General features: G+C 44.4%; 17 protein-coding genes. 8 read left to right on the forward strand and 9 right to left on the reverse strand.

What is annotated here, in order from left to right; translation table 11 throughout:
- Positions 1-28: 28 nt before the first annotated feature.
- Positions 29-1,330 (forward strand): phosphopyruvate hydratase, encoded by a 1,302-nt coding sequence (eno, locus tag XDD1_RS14445; protein WP_045972250.1) that lies wholly within the window; start codon positions 29-31, stop codon positions 1,328-1,330.
- A 107-nt stretch (positions 1,331-1,437) separates the two neighbouring features.
- On the opposite strand, the gene XDD1_RS14450 is transcribed toward eno, so the two are convergent.
- Together XDD1_RS14450 and abiEi are read right to left on the reverse strand one after the other, a co-directional pair.
- Entirely contained in the window at positions 1,438-2,358 is a 921-nt protein-coding gene (locus tag XDD1_RS14450; RefSeq protein WP_045972252.1) for a nucleotidyl transferase AbiEii/AbiGii toxin family protein, read from the reverse strand.
- Positions 2,351-2,884 (reverse strand): type IV toxin-antitoxin system AbiEi family antitoxin, encoded by a 534-nt coding sequence (gene abiEi / locus XDD1_RS14455; RefSeq protein ID WP_045972254.1) that lies wholly within the window; start codon positions 2,882-2,884, stop codon positions 2,351-2,353. Before abiEi ends, XDD1_RS14450 begins: the two co-directional genes overlap by 8 nt.
- A gap of 409 nt (positions 2,885-3,293) precedes the next feature.
- On the opposite strand from abiEi, the gene XDD1_RS14460 reads away from it, so the two are divergent.
- Entirely contained in the window at positions 3,294-4,679 is a 1,386-nt protein-coding gene (locus tag XDD1_RS14460) for an SLC13 family permease (RefSeq protein ID WP_045973659.1), read from the forward strand.
- Between the two features lie 63 nt (positions 4,680-4,742).
- Here XDD1_RS14460 and XDD1_RS14465 read toward each other — a convergent pair whose 3' ends face one another.
- Entirely contained in the window at positions 4,743-6,227 is a 1,485-nt protein-coding gene (locus tag XDD1_RS14465; RefSeq protein WP_045972256.1) for an aldehyde dehydrogenase family protein, read from the reverse strand.
- Positions 6,228-6,708: 481 nt separating this feature from the next.
- Entirely contained in the window at positions 6,709-8,010 is a 1,302-nt protein-coding gene (locus XDD1_RS14470; RefSeq protein WP_045972258.1) for a dicarboxylate/amino acid:cation symporter, read from the reverse strand.
- Between the two features lie 259 nt (positions 8,011-8,269).
- On the opposite strand from XDD1_RS14470, the gene XDD1_RS14475 reads away from it, so the two are divergent.
- Both XDD1_RS14475 and XDD1_RS14480 read left to right on the forward strand, forming a co-directional pair.
- On the forward strand, positions 8,270-9,016 hold the full coding sequence (locus XDD1_RS14475; RefSeq protein WP_045972260.1) for a sulfite exporter TauE/SafE family protein: 747 nt from the start codon (positions 8,270-8,272) through the stop codon (positions 9,014-9,016).
- A 253-nt stretch (positions 9,017-9,269) separates the two neighbouring features.
- Positions 9,270-9,617, forward strand: a complete 348-nt coding sequence (locus XDD1_RS14480; protein WP_045972262.1) for a DUF6694 family lipoprotein — start codon at positions 9,270-9,272, stop codon at positions 9,615-9,617.
- A 2-nt stretch (positions 9,618-9,619) separates the two neighbouring features.
- Here XDD1_RS14480 and XDD1_RS14485 read toward each other — a convergent pair whose 3' ends face one another.
- Both XDD1_RS14485 and metK read right to left on the reverse strand, forming a co-directional pair.
- Positions 9,620-10,132 carry a SprT family zinc-dependent metalloprotease gene (locus XDD1_RS14485; RefSeq protein ID WP_045972264.1) on the reverse strand — a complete coding sequence of 171 codons (513 nt, stop codon included), beginning with the start codon at positions 10,130-10,132 and terminating at the stop codon, positions 9,620-9,622.
- A 72-nt stretch (positions 10,133-10,204) separates the two neighbouring features.
- Positions 10,205-11,359: a methionine adenosyltransferase gene (gene metK, locus XDD1_RS14490; RefSeq protein WP_045972266.1), complete on the reverse strand. Its 1,155-nt coding sequence runs from the start codon at positions 11,357-11,359 to the stop codon at positions 10,205-10,207.
- A 429-nt stretch (positions 11,360-11,788) separates the two neighbouring features.
- Between metK and speA the strand changes: the two genes are divergently transcribed.
- Both speA and speB read left to right on the forward strand, forming a co-directional pair.
- Positions 11,789-13,693, forward strand: coding sequence for a biosynthetic arginine decarboxylase (gene speA / locus XDD1_RS14495; RefSeq protein ID WP_045972268.1), 1,905 nt, complete (start codon positions 11,789-11,791; stop codon positions 13,691-13,693).
- A 367-nt stretch (positions 13,694-14,060) separates the two neighbouring features.
- The gene (gene speB, locus XDD1_RS14500) at positions 14,061-14,987 is read left to right on the forward strand and encodes an agmatinase (protein ID WP_045972270.1); all 927 of its coding nucleotides are present in this window, start codon (positions 14,061-14,063) and stop codon (positions 14,985-14,987) included.
- Positions 14,988-15,172: 185 nt separating this feature from the next.
- On the opposite strand, the gene XDD1_RS14505 is transcribed toward speB, so the two are convergent.
- The 3 genes from XDD1_RS14505 to XDD1_RS14515 form a co-directional block, all read right to left on the reverse strand.
- Positions 15,173-15,646, reverse strand: a complete 474-nt coding sequence (locus XDD1_RS14505) for a helix-turn-helix domain-containing protein (RefSeq protein WP_052705726.1) — start codon at positions 15,644-15,646, stop codon at positions 15,173-15,175.
- 3 nt (positions 15,647-15,649) lie between these two features.
- Positions 15,650-16,021: a type II toxin-antitoxin system HigB family toxin gene (locus tag XDD1_RS14510; RefSeq protein WP_045972272.1), complete on the reverse strand. Its 372-nt coding sequence runs from the start codon at positions 16,019-16,021 to the stop codon at positions 15,650-15,652.
- 81 nt (positions 16,022-16,102) lie between these two features.
- Entirely contained in the window at positions 16,103-16,855 is a 753-nt protein-coding gene (locus XDD1_RS14515) for a 4'-phosphopantetheinyl transferase family protein (protein ID WP_045972274.1), read from the reverse strand.
- 150 nt (positions 16,856-17,005) lie between these two features.
- Here XDD1_RS14515 and galE point away from each other — a divergent pair, with 150 nt between their 5' ends.
- A complete protein-coding gene (gene galE, locus XDD1_RS14520) occupies positions 17,006-18,025 on the forward strand; it encodes a UDP-glucose 4-epimerase GalE (protein ID WP_045972276.1) in 1,020 nt (339 codons plus the stop codon).
- Between the two features lie 102 nt (positions 18,026-18,127).
- Positions 18,128-19,216: a UDP-glucose--hexose-1-phosphate uridylyltransferase gene (locus tag XDD1_RS14525; protein ID WP_045972278.1), complete on the forward strand. Its 1,089-nt coding sequence runs from the start codon at positions 18,128-18,130 to the stop codon at positions 19,214-19,216.
- Positions 19,217-19,236 lie beyond the last annotated feature (20 nt).

A 19,236-nucleotide genomic window follows, 5' to 3' on the forward strand; every position in this document is an offset into this window, starting at 1 on the left:
ATTTAACTTGTGACTTGAGGAAAACCAAATGTCCAAAATCGTTAAAGTGCTTGGCCGTGAAATCATCGACTCCCGTGGTAACCCAACGATAGAAGCAGAAGTTCACTTGGAAGGGGGCTTTGTGGGTCTGGCTGCTGCGCCATCAGGTGCCTCAACCGGTTCTCGCGAAGCGCTGGAACTGCGTGATGGCGATAAGTCTCGCTTCATGGGTAAAGGTGTACTGAAAGCCATTGCTGCGGTCAACGGCCCAATTGCACAGGCTCTGCTTGGTCAGGATGCGAAAGATCAGGCTAACATCGACAAAGTCATGATCGAGCTGGATGGTACTGAAAACAAATCTAACTTCGGTGCTAACGCGATTTTGGCGGTTTCTCTCGCCAACGCCAAAGCAGCGGCCGCAGCGAAAGGTATGCCGCTATATGAGCACATCGCTGAACTGAACGGAACGCCGGGTAAATACTCCATGCCCCTGCCAATGATGAACATCATCAACGGTGGTGAACATGCGGACAACAACGTGGATATCCAAGAATTCATGATCCAGCCGATTGGTGCAAGCACGCTGAAAGAAGCGGTACGCATGGGTTCCGAAGTCTTCCATAATCTGGCAAAAGTGCTGAAGTCTAAAGGCATGAACACCGCGGTGGGTGATGAAGGCGGCTATGCGCCAAACCTGGAATCCAACGCAGCAGCGCTGGCAGCCATCAAAGAAGCCGTTGAGCAAGCGGGTTACGTACTGGGTAAAGACATTACTCTGGCGATGGATTGCGCTGCGTCTGAATTCTATAACGAAGAAACGGGCAACTATGAACTGAAAGGCGAAGGCAAGACGTTCACTTCTCAGGAATTTACCCACTATTTGGAAGCATTGACCAAAGAGTATCCCATTGTTTCCATCGAAGATGGCCTGAACGAATCTGATTGGGAAGGTTTTGCTTACCAGACTAAAGTCTTGGGTGACAAAATCCAGTTGGTGGGTGACGATCTGTTCGTAACTAACACCAAGATCCTGAAAGAAGGTATCGAAAAAGGTATCGCAAACTCCATCCTGATCAAATTCAACCAGATTGGTTCTTTGACTGAGACGCTGGCTGCCATCAAGATGGCAAAAGATGCCGGTTACACTGCGGTTATTTCTCACCGCTCTGGTGAAACGGAAGATGCAACGATTGCTGATCTGGCTGTCGGTACTGCGGCGGGTCAAATCAAAACTGGTTCTATGAGCCGTTCTGACCGTGTTGCTAAATACAACCAGTTGATCCGTATTGAAGAAGCACTGGGTAACCGCGCGCCTTTCAACGGCCTGAAAGAAGTGAAAGGTCAGGCATAATTGCCGATTTTTTCTTCTAAAGAATAAGCTTATTTATGTTTTGGCGAAGGGGAATAGTCTCTTTCGCCTTTTTAATAAATGCCAGACTCAGTTTGAGATAGTACATGTTACATTTTGAAAGGAACGACGTTAATCACGGGTGAGTACAACGCCTTTTGCACTGTAGTGAGTAATTCTTTCAGGGTGATCTCTAGGTAGCGCATGAAGTCTGCCTGCCCAATGGTTCTGTTGTAAACGAGTGCAGGAATAAACCGTTTCATTTCTTCCTGAAAGGTACCTGAAGCGATAAGGTTTTCAATCGAGTCTAAGCGTGCCTGAAGCAGTTCGCCAAAATCAGTTAAATAATAATCCGATAGCTTGCGCTTGATCAGGTCGGTGTCGGGGTCAACTCCCTGTTGTTTCAGCCAGACCAAATCCCACATGTCGCGATAACGAATATATTTCGTTGTCGCAGGGAATGAAACCAGTTTATCCGCCATGATTTCGGTTAATTCTTCTACCAACACGATAGTGTCAGAGTAGCCATCAGGTAACACAGGGTAATTGCGCTTTAATGGGCGCGGATTCTTTGTATAGGCCGGGATGTTAGCGATCTCAATTTTGATGCGTTGCTTTGGCAAGTCCTTACGCTCTGGGGCGGTTGTGACAGAAATTTGCCATTTATCGATTCTCACATCGGTATACTCTGGCTCCTTTCTGAGCTCATTAGGTTCCTTTACGGTGACTTCAAGACCGTAACGTGCGCCCAAATAGCTTTCGACGCTCTCTTTAATTCTGTTCAGATCTGCTGAACAAAAGTCACGGCCACCTGCAAAGTCCAAATCTTCACTGAATCGGTTGGAATCATAGCAGAGCCTTAAAGATGTGCCTCCCTGAAAGGTGAGTTTTCTCAGCAAACCCTCTTTAGCCAGACAATACAAAATGTCATAGTGCAACAGCTCTTTTTCAACGACAGGCCTGATGTTGGCAAACCCGTCCTGCGTAACGATTTCATCGACAAGAATATTAAAATCGGTTTTATCAGGCATGCTCCAATTCCTCCCTTTGAATCAGGTGGGTGTTTCTGCCCACTCGCTTTAAATCACGAAGGGCCGTTTCTTCTCTTGCGATACGCATTGGCCCACGGTTTTCCAACGTTCCTTTCAGGATTTCACTCGGTTTCTTATTGGTGTGCGTGATCTCAATGACACCCCACGGTGTTTCAAATTCCCCTGACCTGCCGGTAGACATAATCGTAAGTCTGTCGGTAGGGATCTGGGAGATAATCCCGTATTGGGACAATGCTGATTCCAGACTGATGTAGCTGTATTCGCCACGTCGAATATTGATTGCGATGCTCTCCAGTGGATAAGCGCCCAAGCTCGCGCGTGCATTTGTATAAACCCCCTTGGTGATACGCACCAGCAACTCGGCCTTGATAAGACGATCAATGGACTTTTTCAATGTTCGTGGTGCTTCATCAGCAAAGATGACCGCCAAATCTTGCAAGAGGAAGATGTTTTTTCCCATCTTGCTGAATTTGTCTAATGTTTTAATTGCAGTGATCTTATCCATTCCACTATCTCCACATTAAAACCCCTATTAAGGGCGTTTTGTGTATAGATAATTATTATGCAATTATATCCGCCCATAACAGAAAGTAAACTAAAGGGAATAGTCTCTTTCGCCTTTTTAATAAAAGAAAATGTTATTTTTCATCGTTATTCTTCATCCTGTTGCAGGATAAAAATGTGATATAACAACAGAAATTCAGTTCTTTTTTTGCACAAAAATTCAGTAATCAGATAAATCCCGCGTAGCAGATCCCAAAATCACACAACTCGTATTTTATTATTTGATAAGACTCCTTATTATTTCGCAGGTTATTTCACAGGTAATGTAATTCTTTAACATTTATGGCAATGAATCATCATTTATGCTTTTTATGTTACAGAGTCAGGTCTTATTGTTTTATGGAGTCTTCATGGACGCTTCTGAATCTTTAACCCCGGCGATTGGGCCTACCCCTTCAAATAAAAGAGGCTTAATTATCCTTGCGCTGGATATCATCTTGCTTGTGGTATTGCTTAAGTTTTTACCTTACGGGGAAAAAGCCAATGCAGGCTTGGCATTAATGGCATTTGTTGGCGTGTTATGGTTAACCGAAGCCATCCATGTCACCATTACTGCGCTGTGTATTCCTATTCTGGCCGTTGGCATGGGATTGTTGAATACCGGTGACGCACTAAAATCCTTTGCAAACCCGATAATCTTTTTATTCTTCGGTGGCTTTGCTTTGGCAACCGCGTTGCATATCCAAGGCCTGGATAGATTAATCGCTAACCGCTTGCTGATGCTGGCCCGTGGGCGTTTATCCGTGGCGATATTGCTGATATTTGGCATTACCGCCCTGCTGTCTATGTGGATCAGCAATACGGCCACGGCAGCTATGATGTTACCACTGGTGCTCGGTATTCTGGCGAATCTGGATGTCCGCTCTGAACGTAATACCTTTGTCTTTGTGCTGCTCGGTGTTGCTTACAGCGCCAGCATCGGTGGACTGGGAACCTTGGTGGGAAGCCCACCCAATGCCATTGCTGCCGCACAATTGGGTATGGATTTCTTTACATGGATGCAATACGGCGTGCCAATGGTCATTGTGCTCATGCCTGTCATGGTTGGGGTGATGTACCTTATGCTGCGTCCAAACCTGAACCACAAATTCGCTCTGGAACTGGAGCATCTGGAATGGAATAGCAAGCGTGTTATTGCCATGGGTATTTTCCTGCTCACCGTCGTGTGCTGGATTTTCAGTTCATTCATCAGTGACGCACTGGGCGGTGTCAAAGATCTGGATACGATTATTGCCGTGAGTGCGGCTATCCTGATTGGTATCACGGGTGTATCCACATGGTCACAGATTCAAAACAACACGGAATGGGGCGTATTGATGCTCTTCGGGGGTGGCCTGACATTGAGTGCTGTCCTGAAAAATTCGGGTGCCAGTGAAGTGATGGCGAATGGCATGGCAGCGACTTTCGGCACCAGCCCTTGGTTTGTGATCATCATTGCGATTGCGGCGTTTATTATCTTCCTGACCGAATTCACCAGTAACACGGCGAGCGCAGCGCTGCTTGTACCGATTTTTGCCACGGTTGCAGAAGCGCTGGGAATGCCGGTCATGGTTTTGACTATGATCATTGGTATTGGTGCATCCTGTGCCTTTATGTTACCTGTAGCAACGCCACCTAATGCGATTGTTTATGGCACCGGCTACATCAAACAAAGTGAAATGGTCAGAGTCGGCATAGTACTGAACGTGGTATGTATTGCCATTATTTCTGCGATTGCGTGGTTCTTCTGGTTGTAATTTCTCTTGGCTTCTTTATCGCCACCCTTGCAGGTGGCGATTCCCTTGTCGGTCGCGAACGTGTTAGCTGTCTTTGGTACTGATATAAATGTTTTTCACTTCCGTGTAAGCATCCAGCATCATCTTATGGGTTTCACGTCCAAGCCCGGATTTCTTATAGCCACCGAAAGGCGCATGGGCGGGTAATTCGTGATAGGTATTAATCCACATACGTCCTGTTTTTATTGCCTTAGCGATGCGCAGGGCACGGTTAATATCCTGCGTCCAGACGGCGCCTGCCAGACCATATTCGGAATCATTGGCCATTTCGATGACCTCTTCTTCGTGGCTGAATGGAATGACACAGAGTACCGGCCCGAAAATTTCTTCCTGTGCAACCCGCATGTTATTAGTGACATTGGTCAGGATCGTTGGCTGGATAAAGAAGCCCTCATCAAGTCCGGCTTCTGTCAGGCGGTTTCCGCCGGTCAGAATGGTTGCCCCTTCCTGTTTTGCCAGATCAATGTAACCTAAAATGGTATTCATTTGCTCTTCACTGACTTGGCTGCCCATTTCTGTTTCTGCCAGCATCGGATCACCTACTTTGATGGATTCAAAGACGCTTTTCAGTGAGCGCAGGAATTCATCGTGAATATCTTTATGCAGGAACAGGCGGGCGCCGGATTCACAGGCTTGCCCTTGATTCAATAAAATGGCATTGGCGGCATATTTGACAGCCTTTTGCATATTGGCATCAGGGAAGACGATGTTGGCCGATTTACCCCCCAATTCCAGCGTTGCAGGAATGAGCCTTTTCGCCGCCGCTGCGGCAACGTTGTAACCGACTTCAGTTGATCCGGTAAAGGCGACCTTGTTAATGCCGTCGTGGTCGAGGATCGCTTGACCGACCACCGAACCCCGCCCCGTGACAATATTGACAACGCCTGCTGGCAGAACTTGATTTATGATACGCCCCAATTCAAGCAGTGTGATTGGGGTGAGGCTGGCAGGATTAATCACAATCGTATTACCGGCAGCCAGGGCGGGCGCGAGTTTCCAGGCCGCCATCAATAGCGGGAAATTCCAGGGAATAATTTGCCCGACCACGCCGATGGGTTCCCTGATAACTAAGCTCAAGGTGTCATTATCGATAACATCCGTGGTATCAGAATGAGCACGGATAACCCCGGCAAAATAGCGGAAATGATCAACCGAAAAAGGAATGTCGAAATGACGACAGAGAGCTTGGGTTTTACCGCCATCCAATGTTTCAAGGACGATAAAGCGTTCAGCTTCTGCTTCCAGCAGGTCGGCAATTTTCAGTAATAGAGATTGTCTTTCCGCAGCGGATGTTTTACTCCATGCCGGCAGGGCCTTTTGGGCAGCTTTGACAGCAAGTTCAACATCTTCAGCATTTCCTGCCGCATATTCTGTCAGTAATTCACCGGTTGCGGGGTTATAGCTTTTCAGTGTATTTTTCGAAACACTATCAACCCACTCACCATTAATCAGCATCTTATAAGAGGTATAGGGCAATAATTCTTTTTCAATATCATGTAGCTTTTTCATTATATTCTCCGGGTACTTTGGTTTTTTAGTATGCTAGGACATATAAATAGCGTTTCAGAATGATAGGCTTAAATCTTGTCCCGTGTGTCGCGTGGGGAAAAATTGCAAGCTCTTACTATTATGAAAACCTATTTATTCCCAATTTATTATTAGACTAATTGTTAATTTTTATCAAAACTTAACTTAAATATAAAGGATCTATACTTAATAAATAATAAACTTCAAGTTGCATCATGCAAAATAGAGGTTATCTTATCCCTCCTGGCGTAGCGAAGGGGGATAAATGTATCTTCAAATACGATGAGGATATATCAATAAATATAAATCTTAATGATTAAGTAAACGATAGGGATTTTTTTGTTGTATATCATTTGGTTTTATGGTGAGGTATCTATTTTGAAATCAATAACGGTATGTTATATATCCCCCATTTATAATAAGGGGGATAAGAGGTTTTATTATTTATTGTAGGTCATGTTTATTATTTCTTTGCGGTTTCTTCTATTGAGCTTGACATATCACCATTTAATACTCGGTGCATTTTTTCTTTATCCAACGCATTTTCCCAGCGAGCGACAACAATACTGGCACACGCATTACCCACTAAATTGGTCAATGCCCGGCATTCAGACATAAATCTGTCAATGCCTAAAATAAGCGCCATGCCGGCTACAGGGACACTGGGAACGACAGATAAGGTGGCTGCCAGCGTAATAAAACCGGCTCCTGTTACCCCGGCCGCGCCTTTTGAGCTGATCATGGCAACTAATAATAAAGAGATTTGCTCCGTAATACTTAAATCAATTCCTGTGGCTTGGGCAATAAATAATGCCGCCATTGTCATATAAATATTGGTGCCATCAAGATTAAACGAATAACCCGTTGGAATAACCAAGCCAACCACTGATTTTTCGCAACCCACATTTTCCATTTTCTTCATTAGGCCGGGTAACGCTGCTTCAGAAGATGAGGTTCCCAGAACTAACCAAAGTTCGTCTTTAATATATTTAATTAACTGAATGATAGAGAAACCATTATATTTGGCAACGGCGCCCAGAACGACAAGCACAAAGAGCAATGATGTAATATAAAAAGTAGCAACTAACATCATTAAATTGCCAATGGATGAAATCCCATATTTTCCGATGGTAAATGACATTGCGCCAAATGCGCCGATAGGCGCTAATTTCATTAAAATGCCCACCATTTTAAACAGCGGTTCAGAGAGGTTTTGTAAAAAGACTAAAACAGGCTCGCCTTTTTTCCCTGTTGCGGCTAAAGCGATACCAAAAATAACGGAGATAAACAGAACCTGAAGAATATTACCATTGACCAGTGGACTCACCACGGTATCAGGAATGATATTCATGAGAAAGCCAACAATGGAGGATTCATGGGCTTTTTCTACGTAACCAATAACTTTGCTGCTGTCTAATGACTCCGGAGAGATATTCAACCCATCACCGGGACGAATGATATTTGCAACAACCAAGCCAATGAGTAAAGCAAGCGTTGAGAATGTTAAGAAATATAACATTGATTTGCCGACCACATTGCCAACGGCTTTAATATCATTCATTCCTGCTATGCCTGTCACTATTGTCAGGAAGATAACAGGCGCAATAATCATTTTTACAATTTTGATGAAAGCATCACCTAACGGCTTTAGTGATTCACCGATATCTGGATAAAAATGACCAAGCGCGATACCGAGTAAGATGGCAAAGATGACCTGAACGTAAAGAATCTTATATAAAGGTGTTTTCTTTAAAGTATTATCCATGTAACTTCCTGATTTAATATATTAATTTATAGGTATTATATTTTTTGGCGGCAACTCATCTTACAATGCCATGATTGCTTTTTAGCCAAAGTGTCTCATTTTGTTTTTATGTTCATCGCAAAAATAAGAGATCAGTATACCTTGACTGGTAGGGGTTATGACATAATTTTGTTTTGGTTGATTATATTTAGGAATATTTTGTGGCAATATTCAAAATGAGTAATGAATTGAGTAAACTTTTTCTATAAGGGAAAATATCTTGAATATTACTGTATTATCATTACTGTTTATCACGGCTGCGTTGTTGCACGGCATCAGCGGTATTGGTTTTCCTATTGCCAGCACAGCGGCGCTCAGTCTATTCATGCCACTCAAAGAAGCGGTGATCTTGGCATTGTGGCCAACATTGCTGGTCAATGTCTGGAGTGTGGTTTCTGGCGGAAAAATCGGCTTTATATTACGCAAATACAGTTTATTGGCGCTATTTTCATTACTGGGTAGTTTTATCGGCGCTAAACTTTTGTTTTTGGTTAATCCGGCGTACTTACAGTTATTGATGAGTGGCGTCATTGCTTTTTACATCGTCAATAGCCTTCGTCGCAGTCATCATCACTTACCAGAGAATGCCGTCGTTCTGGCATTATTTGGTTTGATGGCGGGTATTATAGGTGGGGCGACAAATGCAATGTCACCCATATTGATGATGTGCTTATTAGCAATGAGTCAAAATCACCACGAAATTGTACGGGCGGCCAATTTGTGTTTTTTGCTGGGTAAGATCAGCCAATTAGCCGTGCTGCATCAAGAAGCATTCCAACTGTTTTCTTCGCAATACTTGTGGGTAATACTGATACTCACTGCGTTATCACTACTGTCTCTCATTATTGGCTCTCGCCTGAGAAGATGGATTAGTCCACAGCATTTTAGCCGGCTTGTCCTGGGGATATTAGGGGGATTGGCAATCATGTCAGCGGTTCAGGCTTTACGAGTTTTGATATCAGCATAGCTATCTATGTTGCGGGAGTTGTTGCGGGAATTAAAATAACTATATTTAAGAATATATTTATTGAAAAAATTGTTTTGTCCTTTACTTATCGTATTTATTACGGTAAGTGAATGATATTAATTTTGAATGATATAATATGACCAATAATTGAGTTATCAGTGTTATTTATTTAATAAGAAAATTTTTTATTAAACCAACTTATATGTTCTCATTCTGCTATTATGACTATTATCAGTAATAGGCGGGGTTGAACATGAAAAAATTGTTAATGATTTGTTTATTGGGGTTTGCATTGGCAGGATGTGATAATCGACTCAAAATTGATGGAACAAATGAAATTGCTGTCAAAACATCCATTGAAAGAATCAGAGATACTTTGCCGGAAGATAAAAAATTACAATTTGATGATTCATTGAATATTGCCATGATCAATAGTATCAACTTTGATGATCTGTTTAAGGATAACCAGAACGGAAATATCCAACATGGAGATATACAAAAGTTGGAGCAGAAATTTTTTCAATCTCTTCATGGGAAAACTGCCGATCAAGTCATTGAAGAAGCAGAGAAAATTAAAGCAGCCAGCCTGATCAAAAAATGAATTTAAGTTTCCGCCTCCGCCAGTAGCGTTAGTTTTTCACCACATTGGCGGCAAATATAGCAAATTTTTCCTCTAAGGACTTTATTGTGTTGCCTTATTGTCAGCTCATGTTGCTGACAGCGGCAATAATAAATGAATATTTGACTACGGACAGAATGGACTGAAAACGGGTGTGTCCGCTTGGCGGGAACTTCAAATATTGTTTCCATGATAAAGCACCACTCTTTTCCGTGTGGGGCAACCTTACCAAATTGATGATACGCCAACAGATGCGCCAGTTCATGTGGAATGACTTCATCAATGAAGGTTTGTTGATTTTCGATCAGCAAAATAGGATTCAGGCGAATTTCCCACTCTTGCAGTCGGGCACTGCCCGCAATGGTTCCTCGTTGTTGATAGGTAATTTGGGGTTCGGGAAATTTTTGCTGCAAAAAATAACTCGCCTGAGTTAATTTCTGTCGCAGGGTACGCATCACAGCTTGCTGTAAGGAGAGGGGAACGCTAACGAATTTCATTACGGCTGATGAATACTGTATTTAATATAAAAAAACCCGCAGGTGTTGCGGGCTTCATCGGTTAGCAAAGCATTATTTCAATCCTGCCGCAGAGCGCAGAATTTCAGCTTTATCTGTTGCTTCCCACGGAAATTGTTCACGACCGAAATGACCATAAGCTGCGGTATCGCGATAAATGGGGTGTAACAGATCCAGCATCTTAATCAGGCCGTAAGGGCGCAGATCAAAGAATTCACGCACTAATTGAATCAGTGTGGACGTTGGCACTTTCTCTGTCCCGAATGTTTCCACCATGATAGAGGTTGGCTCCGCAACACCGATCGCGTAAGACACTTGGATTTCACAGCGATCAGCCAGACCGGCCGCAACGATATTTTTGGCAACGTAACGCGCGGCATAGGCGGCTGAACGGTCAACTTTGGAGGGATCTTTACCTGAGAATGCGCCACCACCGTGACGGGCCATACCGCCATAGGTGTCTACAATAATCTTACGGCCTGTCAGACCACAGTCACCCATTGGTCCACCAATCACGAAGCGGCCTGTTGGGTTGATGAAATATTTCGTCATCGGCGTCAGCCATTCAGTCGGCAATACTGGCTTGATGATCTCATCCATCACCGCTTCTTGCAGAGATTTTTGATCGATATCTTCGGCGTGCTGGGTTGAAAGCACAACAGCATCAATGCCAATGATTTTGCCGTTCTCGTACTGGAAGGTGACTTGACTCTTCGCATCAGGGCGTAGCCACGGTAGGGTGCCGTTTTTACGCACTTCGGCCTGACGCTCAACCAAACGGTGGGCATAAGTAATAGGTGCTGGCATGAGAACATCGGTTTCGTTGGTCGCATAACCAAACATCAAGCCCTGATCTCCTGCACCTTGCTCCAGCGGATCTGCACGGTCAACACCCTGATTGATATCCGGAGATTGTTTACCAATGGCACTGATCACTGCACATGAATTGGCATCAAACCCCATATCTGAACTGGTGTAACCGATTTCACGTACGGTGCGGCGAGTAATTTCCTCAATATCAACCCAAGCGCTGGTCGTGATTTCGCCACCTACCATCACCATGCCCGTTTTAACATAAGTTTCGCAAGCAACGCGAGCTTTAGGATCTTGCTCTAAGATTGCATCAAGGACGGCATCGGAAATCTGATCGGCAATTTTATCTGGATGCCCTTCTGAAACAGATTCAGAAGTGAAAAGATGTGTAGTCATTATATTTGGTTACCTTAAATATAATTTTGGTTTAAGGGCAGATGTTTTACCATCTAGACGGCCATTTTAAGTCACTCTTGCTAAGGTTACCAGTCTTTTTAATTTCAAATATCCTTCGTAGTATGACATTTTAGTTTTCTTGACTAAAAAGTATGGGGTGTCTGGCCTTGTTCAGATAAATTTCATTTTGCAATTTTACGGGATTACGGGTATAAACTGCGCGCGTAACAGGAGTCATTTTTGCACTTGAAGTTACAGGCGCTTACAGGAGATATACACGTGTCCTGCTTATCAATTGAGAATCCCATAATTTAAGAGCATGCTGTTCCCTGACATTTTTTAATGCGCAAGATACGCACGATAAAATTGTGTCTTGGGTTATTGACCTTACAGGTGAAGGCGAACCTCAACTCCATGAAGGAGACTGCCATGAATGATAATATCGCCCGCAAAATGCGACAGACCTATAACATCGCATACTGGGGCGGCAGCTATTACTATGTCAATGATCTGGGTAATGTCAGTGTTTGCCCGAACCCTGATTTACCGGGAGCTCAAATTGAACTCGCCGATCTGGTGAAGAAAGTTCAGGAAGAAAAAAAACAGTTGCGTTTACCGGCATTGTTTTGTTTTCCCCAGATTTTGCAACACCGCTTGCGTTCAATTAATGCCGCGTTTAAACGTGCACGTGAATCTTATGGGTATAAAGGGGATTACTTCCTGGTTTATCCGATCAAAGTCAATCAGCAACGTCGTGTCATTGAGACCTTGGCCAATGCGGACGAGCCGGTGGGATTGGAGGCCGGTTCCAAAGCGGAATTAATGGCAGTATTGGCTCATGCCGGCATGACAGGGACGGTGATTGTTTGTAATGGTTATAAAGATCGCGAATATATTCGTCTGGCACTGATCGGTGAAAAACTGGGACACAAGGTGTATCTGGTTATCGAGAAGATGTCTGAAATTGAGATGGTACTGGAAGAAGCCAAGCGTCTCAATGTCATTCCCCGTTTGGGGGTTCGGGCACGTTTGGCGTCCCAAGGCTCTGGCAAATGGCAGGCCAGCGGCGGCGAAAAATCCAAATTTGGCTTAGCGGCGGCGCAGGTATTGCAATTGATCGAAATGTTGCGTTCGGCAGGGCGGCTGGATAGCTTGCAGTTGCTGCATTTCCATTTAGGTTCCCAATTGGCGAATATCCGTGATGTGGCGACCGGGGTGCGTGAATCTGCCCGCTTTTATGTTGAGCTGTCTAAGCTGGGTGTCAAGATCCAGTGCTTTGACGTGGGTGGTGGATTGGGGGTCGATTATGAAGGCACGCGCTCCCAGTCAGAATGCTCAGTTAACTACGGCTTGAATGAATACGCGAATAACGTTATTTGGGGTATTGGTGATGCGTGTGAAGAGCACGGCCTGCCTCACCCAACGGTGATTACGGAATCCGGTCGTGCATTGACTGCCCACCATACGGTTTTAGTCTCCAATGTGATAGGCGTTGAGCGTAATGAATTCACCGAAACAACGCCACCGGCAGAAAGTGCGACGCGCCCCCTGACCAGTCTGTGGGATACATGGTTGGAGATGCAGTCTGACGGCAACCGCCGTTCCTTGCGTGAATGGCTGCATGATAGCCAGTTTGATCTTCATGACGTGCATACCCAGTATGCCCACGGCATGTTAGACCTGTCAGAACGTGCCTGGGCGGAAGAACTGTATTTAAATATCTGTCGTCATATTCAGCAGAATCTTGATCCCAGCAACCGTGCCCATCGTCCGATCATTGATGAATTACAGGAACGCATGGCAGACAAATTCTACGTGAATTTTTCGCTGTTCCAATCAATGCCAGATGCGTGGGGGATTGATCAACTTTTTCCGGTCTTGCCGATTGAAGGGCTGGATAAGCCACTGGATCGCCGTGCCGTTCTGTTGGATATCACCTGTGATTCGGATGGTACGATTGACCATTATGTCGATGGCGATGGTGTGGCGACAACGATGCCAATGCCGGCTTATGATCCGGACAATCCGCCATTGATTGGTTTCTTTATGGTTGGAGCCTATCAGGAAATTCTGGGCAATATGCACAATCTGTTTGGTGATACAGCGGCCATTGATGTTTATGTTTCAGAACAGGGTGAAGTGACTTATCAGCAGAGCGAAGAGGGTGATTCTGTCGCCAATATGCTCCAATATGTCAAATTGGAACCGCAAGTGCTTTTGACCCGCTTCCGTGATCAAGTGAAATCGACCGATCTGGATGAAAATTTGCAGGAGCAATTCCTGCAAGAGTTTGAAAGTGGTCTGTATGGTTACACCTATTTGGAAGATGAGTAACTCTGATTAGTCTTTATTTATAGTCATCCTTAGTCAAGTTTTTATATAATAACTTGATTTTGGATGACTATTTAAAATCATTTTTCTCATCAATTAAGATCATTTCAGAAAATGGAAAAATTAATTTTTTTAACGAATGAAAATTCTCTTTTTTCTTTAGTTCTTATATGAGTGTGTACGCATCCGTTTCTTGAGTTTTAGATTAATCGTTAACATTTTTTTATTTTGAATCTAAAATGATACTGTATTTGGAAGATTGATCTTCTAGCGTAAATAAGTCTCTATGCCACTTGTTACCGTCAATTATTGAATATTGCTAATATGGGATATGAGTAATAAGCCGATATGGGACTTTTGAGGATATATCATGAGTATTAGCTCTTTAGGAAACCAGATTGATAATTCTTTGGTTTCAAATGCCTTCGGCTTCCTGCGTTTTCCATTGAACTTTCAACCCTATTCCAGTGATGCACAATGGGTGATTACCGGTGTGCCTTTTGATATGGCGACATCAGGACGCGCGGGTAGCCGCCACGGGCCGGCCGCTATTCGTCAGGTATCGACTAATCTGGCATGGGAAAGCTGCCGTTGGCCGTGGAATTTTAGCTTACGCAAGCGTCTGAATGTCGTGGACTGTGGGGATCTGGTATTTAACTTCGGCGATGCCCAGGATATGAGCGATAAGTTGCAGGCACATGCTGAAAAAGTGCTGGAATCGGGCAAGCGTATGCTGTCTTTCGGTGGTGATCACTTTGTCACGTTGCCACTGTTGCGTGCCCATGCGAAATATTTCGGCAAAATGGCGCTGATCCATTTTGATGCCCATACGGATACTTATCCTAATGGCAGCAAATTTGATCATGGTACGATGTTTTATCACGCGCCAAATGAAGGGCTAATCGATCCTCATCATTCCGTGCAAATTGGTATCCGCACTGAACATGATACCGATAACGGTTTCACCGTGCTGGATGCCGGTCAGGTCAATGATCGCGGGGTGGATGATATTGTTGAGCAGATTAAGACGGTGGTGGGTGATTTGCCGATTTACCTGACGTTCGATATTGATTGCCTTGATCCGGCATTTGCTCCGGGTACAGGAACGCCCGTGATAGGGGGATTGACGTCAGATCGTGCATTGAAAATCGTGCGTGGCTTGCAGCCGCTAAATATCGTTGGCATGGATGTGGTGGAAGTGGCACCGGCTTATGACCAATCTGAAATTACGGCGTTAGCGGCAGCAACGATTGGATTGGAGTTGCTGTATTTGCAGGCATCGAAGAAAGATCTTTAGTGTATTAATTTATACCCTGTAAACTTCAAGTCACAGCTCGCAAGACGAACGCAGCTTATTATCTCCCCCACAACGCGGGGAGATAATAAAGACATCTTGAAGTACTACGAGTATATCAATGGTTTTTTTAAAGGCTTATCTAAAGATGAGCCTTATTTTTAAGCGAGTTTCAGGGACATTTTTTATTAATCTGAACCCATAAAGGTTTCGACAGGAACGTTAAAAAATTGGGCAAAGCCTTTTACCTGACCAATATTCATTGAACGTTTTCCATGCAGTATCTCTGATATAACACTTTGGCTGGCAATATCACGCAGATCAATCTGTCTTACGCCTTTTTCCCGCATAAAGTAGCTCAATGCTTCACGTGGGATAACATTGGGGACTTGGCGATTTTTAGCTTCGTACTCATAGACACGATCGGTGATAAGATCAGCGAACTTTGCCGCAGCATGTTCGGTATTTTCAGCATATGAATATAACTCGTCAATAAGTGCCATTCGGGCATTCAGATCTTCATCATTTTCTACAGGTTCAATACATGCAGAGAACAAAAGTGCCAAGGGGCCGAGTTGCTCGGATATTGACTGCATCATTTGTGGTAAAATTTCGATGAGTCCATCAATCCCTTCATAAGTAACGAGTGATGTTTTTCTCATTATTCACCTTTTTGATCGTTTTGACTTTGTCTGCTTACGCCACCATTTATCATACTCACTATGGGGGCAAACATCTTTAATGTAAAAAGTACCTGATTTGGGATTAAGCCATGTGATAATGCGACATTTATTTTTATGTATATCAAATACATAAATATCTAAAGGCCCTTTCTTGCTTTCTGCTTCTAATAATTCGTAGGGTACACGATCAACATTCCATGTAGATGTATTAAGCCATAATTCACGGATTTGGGCATAAGATTCAAATCGTAAAGATACCTTATCAAAAACATCCAACCAGAGTTTTAGCCCAACTTTCCATTGGGCGTGTTTTTGCATCGCTTCAGTGATGGTTTTTGCTGTGATAACGCGCATATCACTCCCTTATAATATCGCAATTTGCGATATTTGCAATGTTTGAAAAAATTTAGCGTTCTTTTTTTCAAACAGAGCATATCACTGCACAATATACGTCAACACCTGCTGTTGTGGCATAAGGGTGAAGTTTCCGTGAAATTGTGAGCCGGCTCGATACGTATCAGAGAGTGTTTGCAGGAGTTTTATGCTTATTGTGTGATTGCGACAATCAATTGACGTAATTTCAGCCGCATGGAAATCAAAGAAGCGTTTGACATGGGGATAAAGTGCCTTAAACAGACTCTCTTTAATGGAGAACGCCAGCGTAAATACCTGTGCAAAAGGTAATGCGCATTCGGTCAATAATTTCATTTCATGGTCATTGATGATGCTGGATGAAACACTTTCGATGGTCTCTGATTTAATCTCTTGTTCAATATCTATGCCTATCATGCGGTATTGATGGCAAGAAGCCGCAAACGCAATCGCACAGTTGGTTGAATGAGAAATCGAACCACAAATATTGTCAGGCCAGATAGGGGAACGATCTTCGGCATTAGTGACCTGAAAGTCAGGATAGCCTAACTTGTTTAAGACGTGTTGCGTACAGTAACGGGCGGCCAGATATTCCGCCCGCCGTTTATTCACCGCATTCTGTAATCGGGGCGGATTGACAATGCCACATTCACCAAATAAAGCATCCCGATAGTAAGACAGGTCAAAATCAGTCTTCATGATGTGCAGATCAGGATGTTCTGGCAGTATGCCGGTTTGTCTGTCTGTGAAAAAAGGATCATTGATGGCCGTGACTTGGGCAGAGATAGGGACAGAAGTAAAAATTATTTTGTTCATAAGGGTTTTTTATTATTCGCTTGCGTTGATGAGATTGTGGATCAAGTAAAAATAATGATTGTCTGATTCTGCCATATTTTAGTTTTGGTTCACTAACGTGCTAACTCTTTTTATACTCTCCGTTGTTACCATTTTTAAAAAGAGGTTAGTGTGGAAATATTAGTGACAGGCGGGATGGGGTATATCGGTAGCCATACTTGTGTGCAAATGCTTGAAGCCGGAATGACGCCGATTATTATCGATAACCTATGCAATGCCAATCGTGAAGTTTTGGCGCGCATTGAGGCATTAACGGGTGTGCAGCCCCTGTTTTATGAAGGGGATATTCGTGATGAAGCATTCCTGGATGCGGTTTTCTCCCGTCACCAAATTCAGTCAGTGATTCATTTTGCCGGTTTGAAAGCGGTTGGGGAATCTGTCGCCAACCCTATCGAATATTATGACAATAATGTCAATGGAACACTGGTGCTGGTGCGCAGTATGCGTAAAGCAGGGGTAAAAAGCCTGATCTTTAGTTCATCCGCGACGGTCTATGGTGATCCGGATGTCGTGCCGATCACGGAACAATCTCCGGTCGGTAATACCACTAACCCTTATGGCACCAGTAAATATATGGTCGAACGCTGCCTGTCTGATCTTCATCATGCAGAAAATGATTGGTCGGTGGTATTGTTGCGCTATTTTAATCCTGTTGGCGCTCATCCTTCGGGGACAATGGGGGAAGATCCACAGGGAATTCCCAACAATTTGATGCCTTATATTGCGCAAGTTGCGGTTGGTCGCCGGGAAAAACTGTCGGTGTATGGCAATGATTATCCGACCGCTGATGGGACTGGCATCCGTGATTATATCCATGTCATGGATTTGGCTGACGGGCATATCGCGGCATTGAATGCCGTGGGTAAAAAGGCGGGGCTGCATATCTATAATTTGGGCACCGGAAAGGGCACCAGCGTGCTGGAAATGGTGGCCGCTTTCAGTCATGCTTGCGGCAAGCCCGTGCCTTATGAAATTTGTCCTCGTCGTCCGGGGGATATTGCTGAATGTTGGTCAAGCCCGGAGAAAGCCGAGCGAGAGTTGGGATGGAAGGCCAACCGTACTATCGTGGATATGACCGCCGATGCCTGGCGCTGGCAATCGCAAAACCCGAATGGCTATCAGGCGAAGTAAGGAACACTAAACATTTTGGTCTTCTGTTAGCAAAATCGCTGTAACCTCTCCCGCCCGGCAGGGCGGGAAGCACTCACGTTTGTGGTAAGGCAAGGAGGAATGATGTCGAAGCTGCGCTTCAATTCTGTTGATTTTCCACACCGGCGATACAATCCCTTGACGGGAAAGTGGATTATCGTTTCACCACACCGGACGGAGCGGCCGTGGCGTGGCATTGATGAAAAACTCCTTCCCGTTGCGTTGCCGAGTTACGATAAACACTGTTTTTTATGCCCGAACAATTCCCGTGCTTCCGGTGATATCAATCCAGATTATCAGGACGTTTATCTCTTCGAGAATGATTATCCGGCTTTGCTGCCGGAACGTCCCGATATGACCTTTGCCGATCACCCGCTATTTAAAACTGCGCCGATAAGCGGTATCTGTCGGGTACTCTGTTTTTCCCCTGATCACAGTAAAACCTTGCCGGAACTGTCCCTGACACAAATTCGTCGTGTTATTGATATATGGAATGCGCAGATTGAAGAATTAAGCCAGCGTTATATTTGGGTTCAGGTTTTTGAGAACAAAGGGGAAATGATGGGGTGCTCTCAACCTCATCCTCATGGGCAGATTTGGGCCAGCGATTTCCTGCCTGATGAGCTAGCACGCAAAGATGAACGATTACGGCAATATTATCGCCAGCAGGGATCTAACTTATTGCTGGATTATGTCGAGGCTGAACGCAAAGCGGGGTCACGGACGGTCGTGGAAACCGGCCACTGGCTTGCGGTCGTCCCTTATTGGGCGGCGTGGCCGTTTGAAACGATGCTGTTGCCTAAAAGTCATGTTCGTCGCATGAATGAGCTGACGGAAGCCCAACGTGATGACTTGGCGGTGGCGATTAAAAAATTGACCAGCCGCTATGACAATCTGTTTCAGTGTGCATTTCCCTATTCAATGGGCTGGCACTTTGCGCCTTTTTTCGAGCAGCAACGCGATACTCACCTCGCTCCGCAAAAACACGATATTGATCACTGGCAATTACATGCCCTGTTTTACCCGCCGTTATTACGTTCATCCAGCGTCCGTAAGTTTATGGTGGGTTATGAAATGTTGGCGGAATCTCAGCGTGACTTAACACCGGAACAGGCAGCCCAGCGGTTACGCGATGTCAGCGACATTCATTTTAAATCTGCGCACATCCGCTAAAAAACGTTTGTGGAGGAAAA

The organism is Xenorhabdus doucetiae, from assembly GCF_000968195.1.
Classification (GTDB): domain Bacteria; phylum Pseudomonadota; class Gammaproteobacteria; order Enterobacterales; family Enterobacteriaceae; genus Xenorhabdus; species Xenorhabdus doucetiae.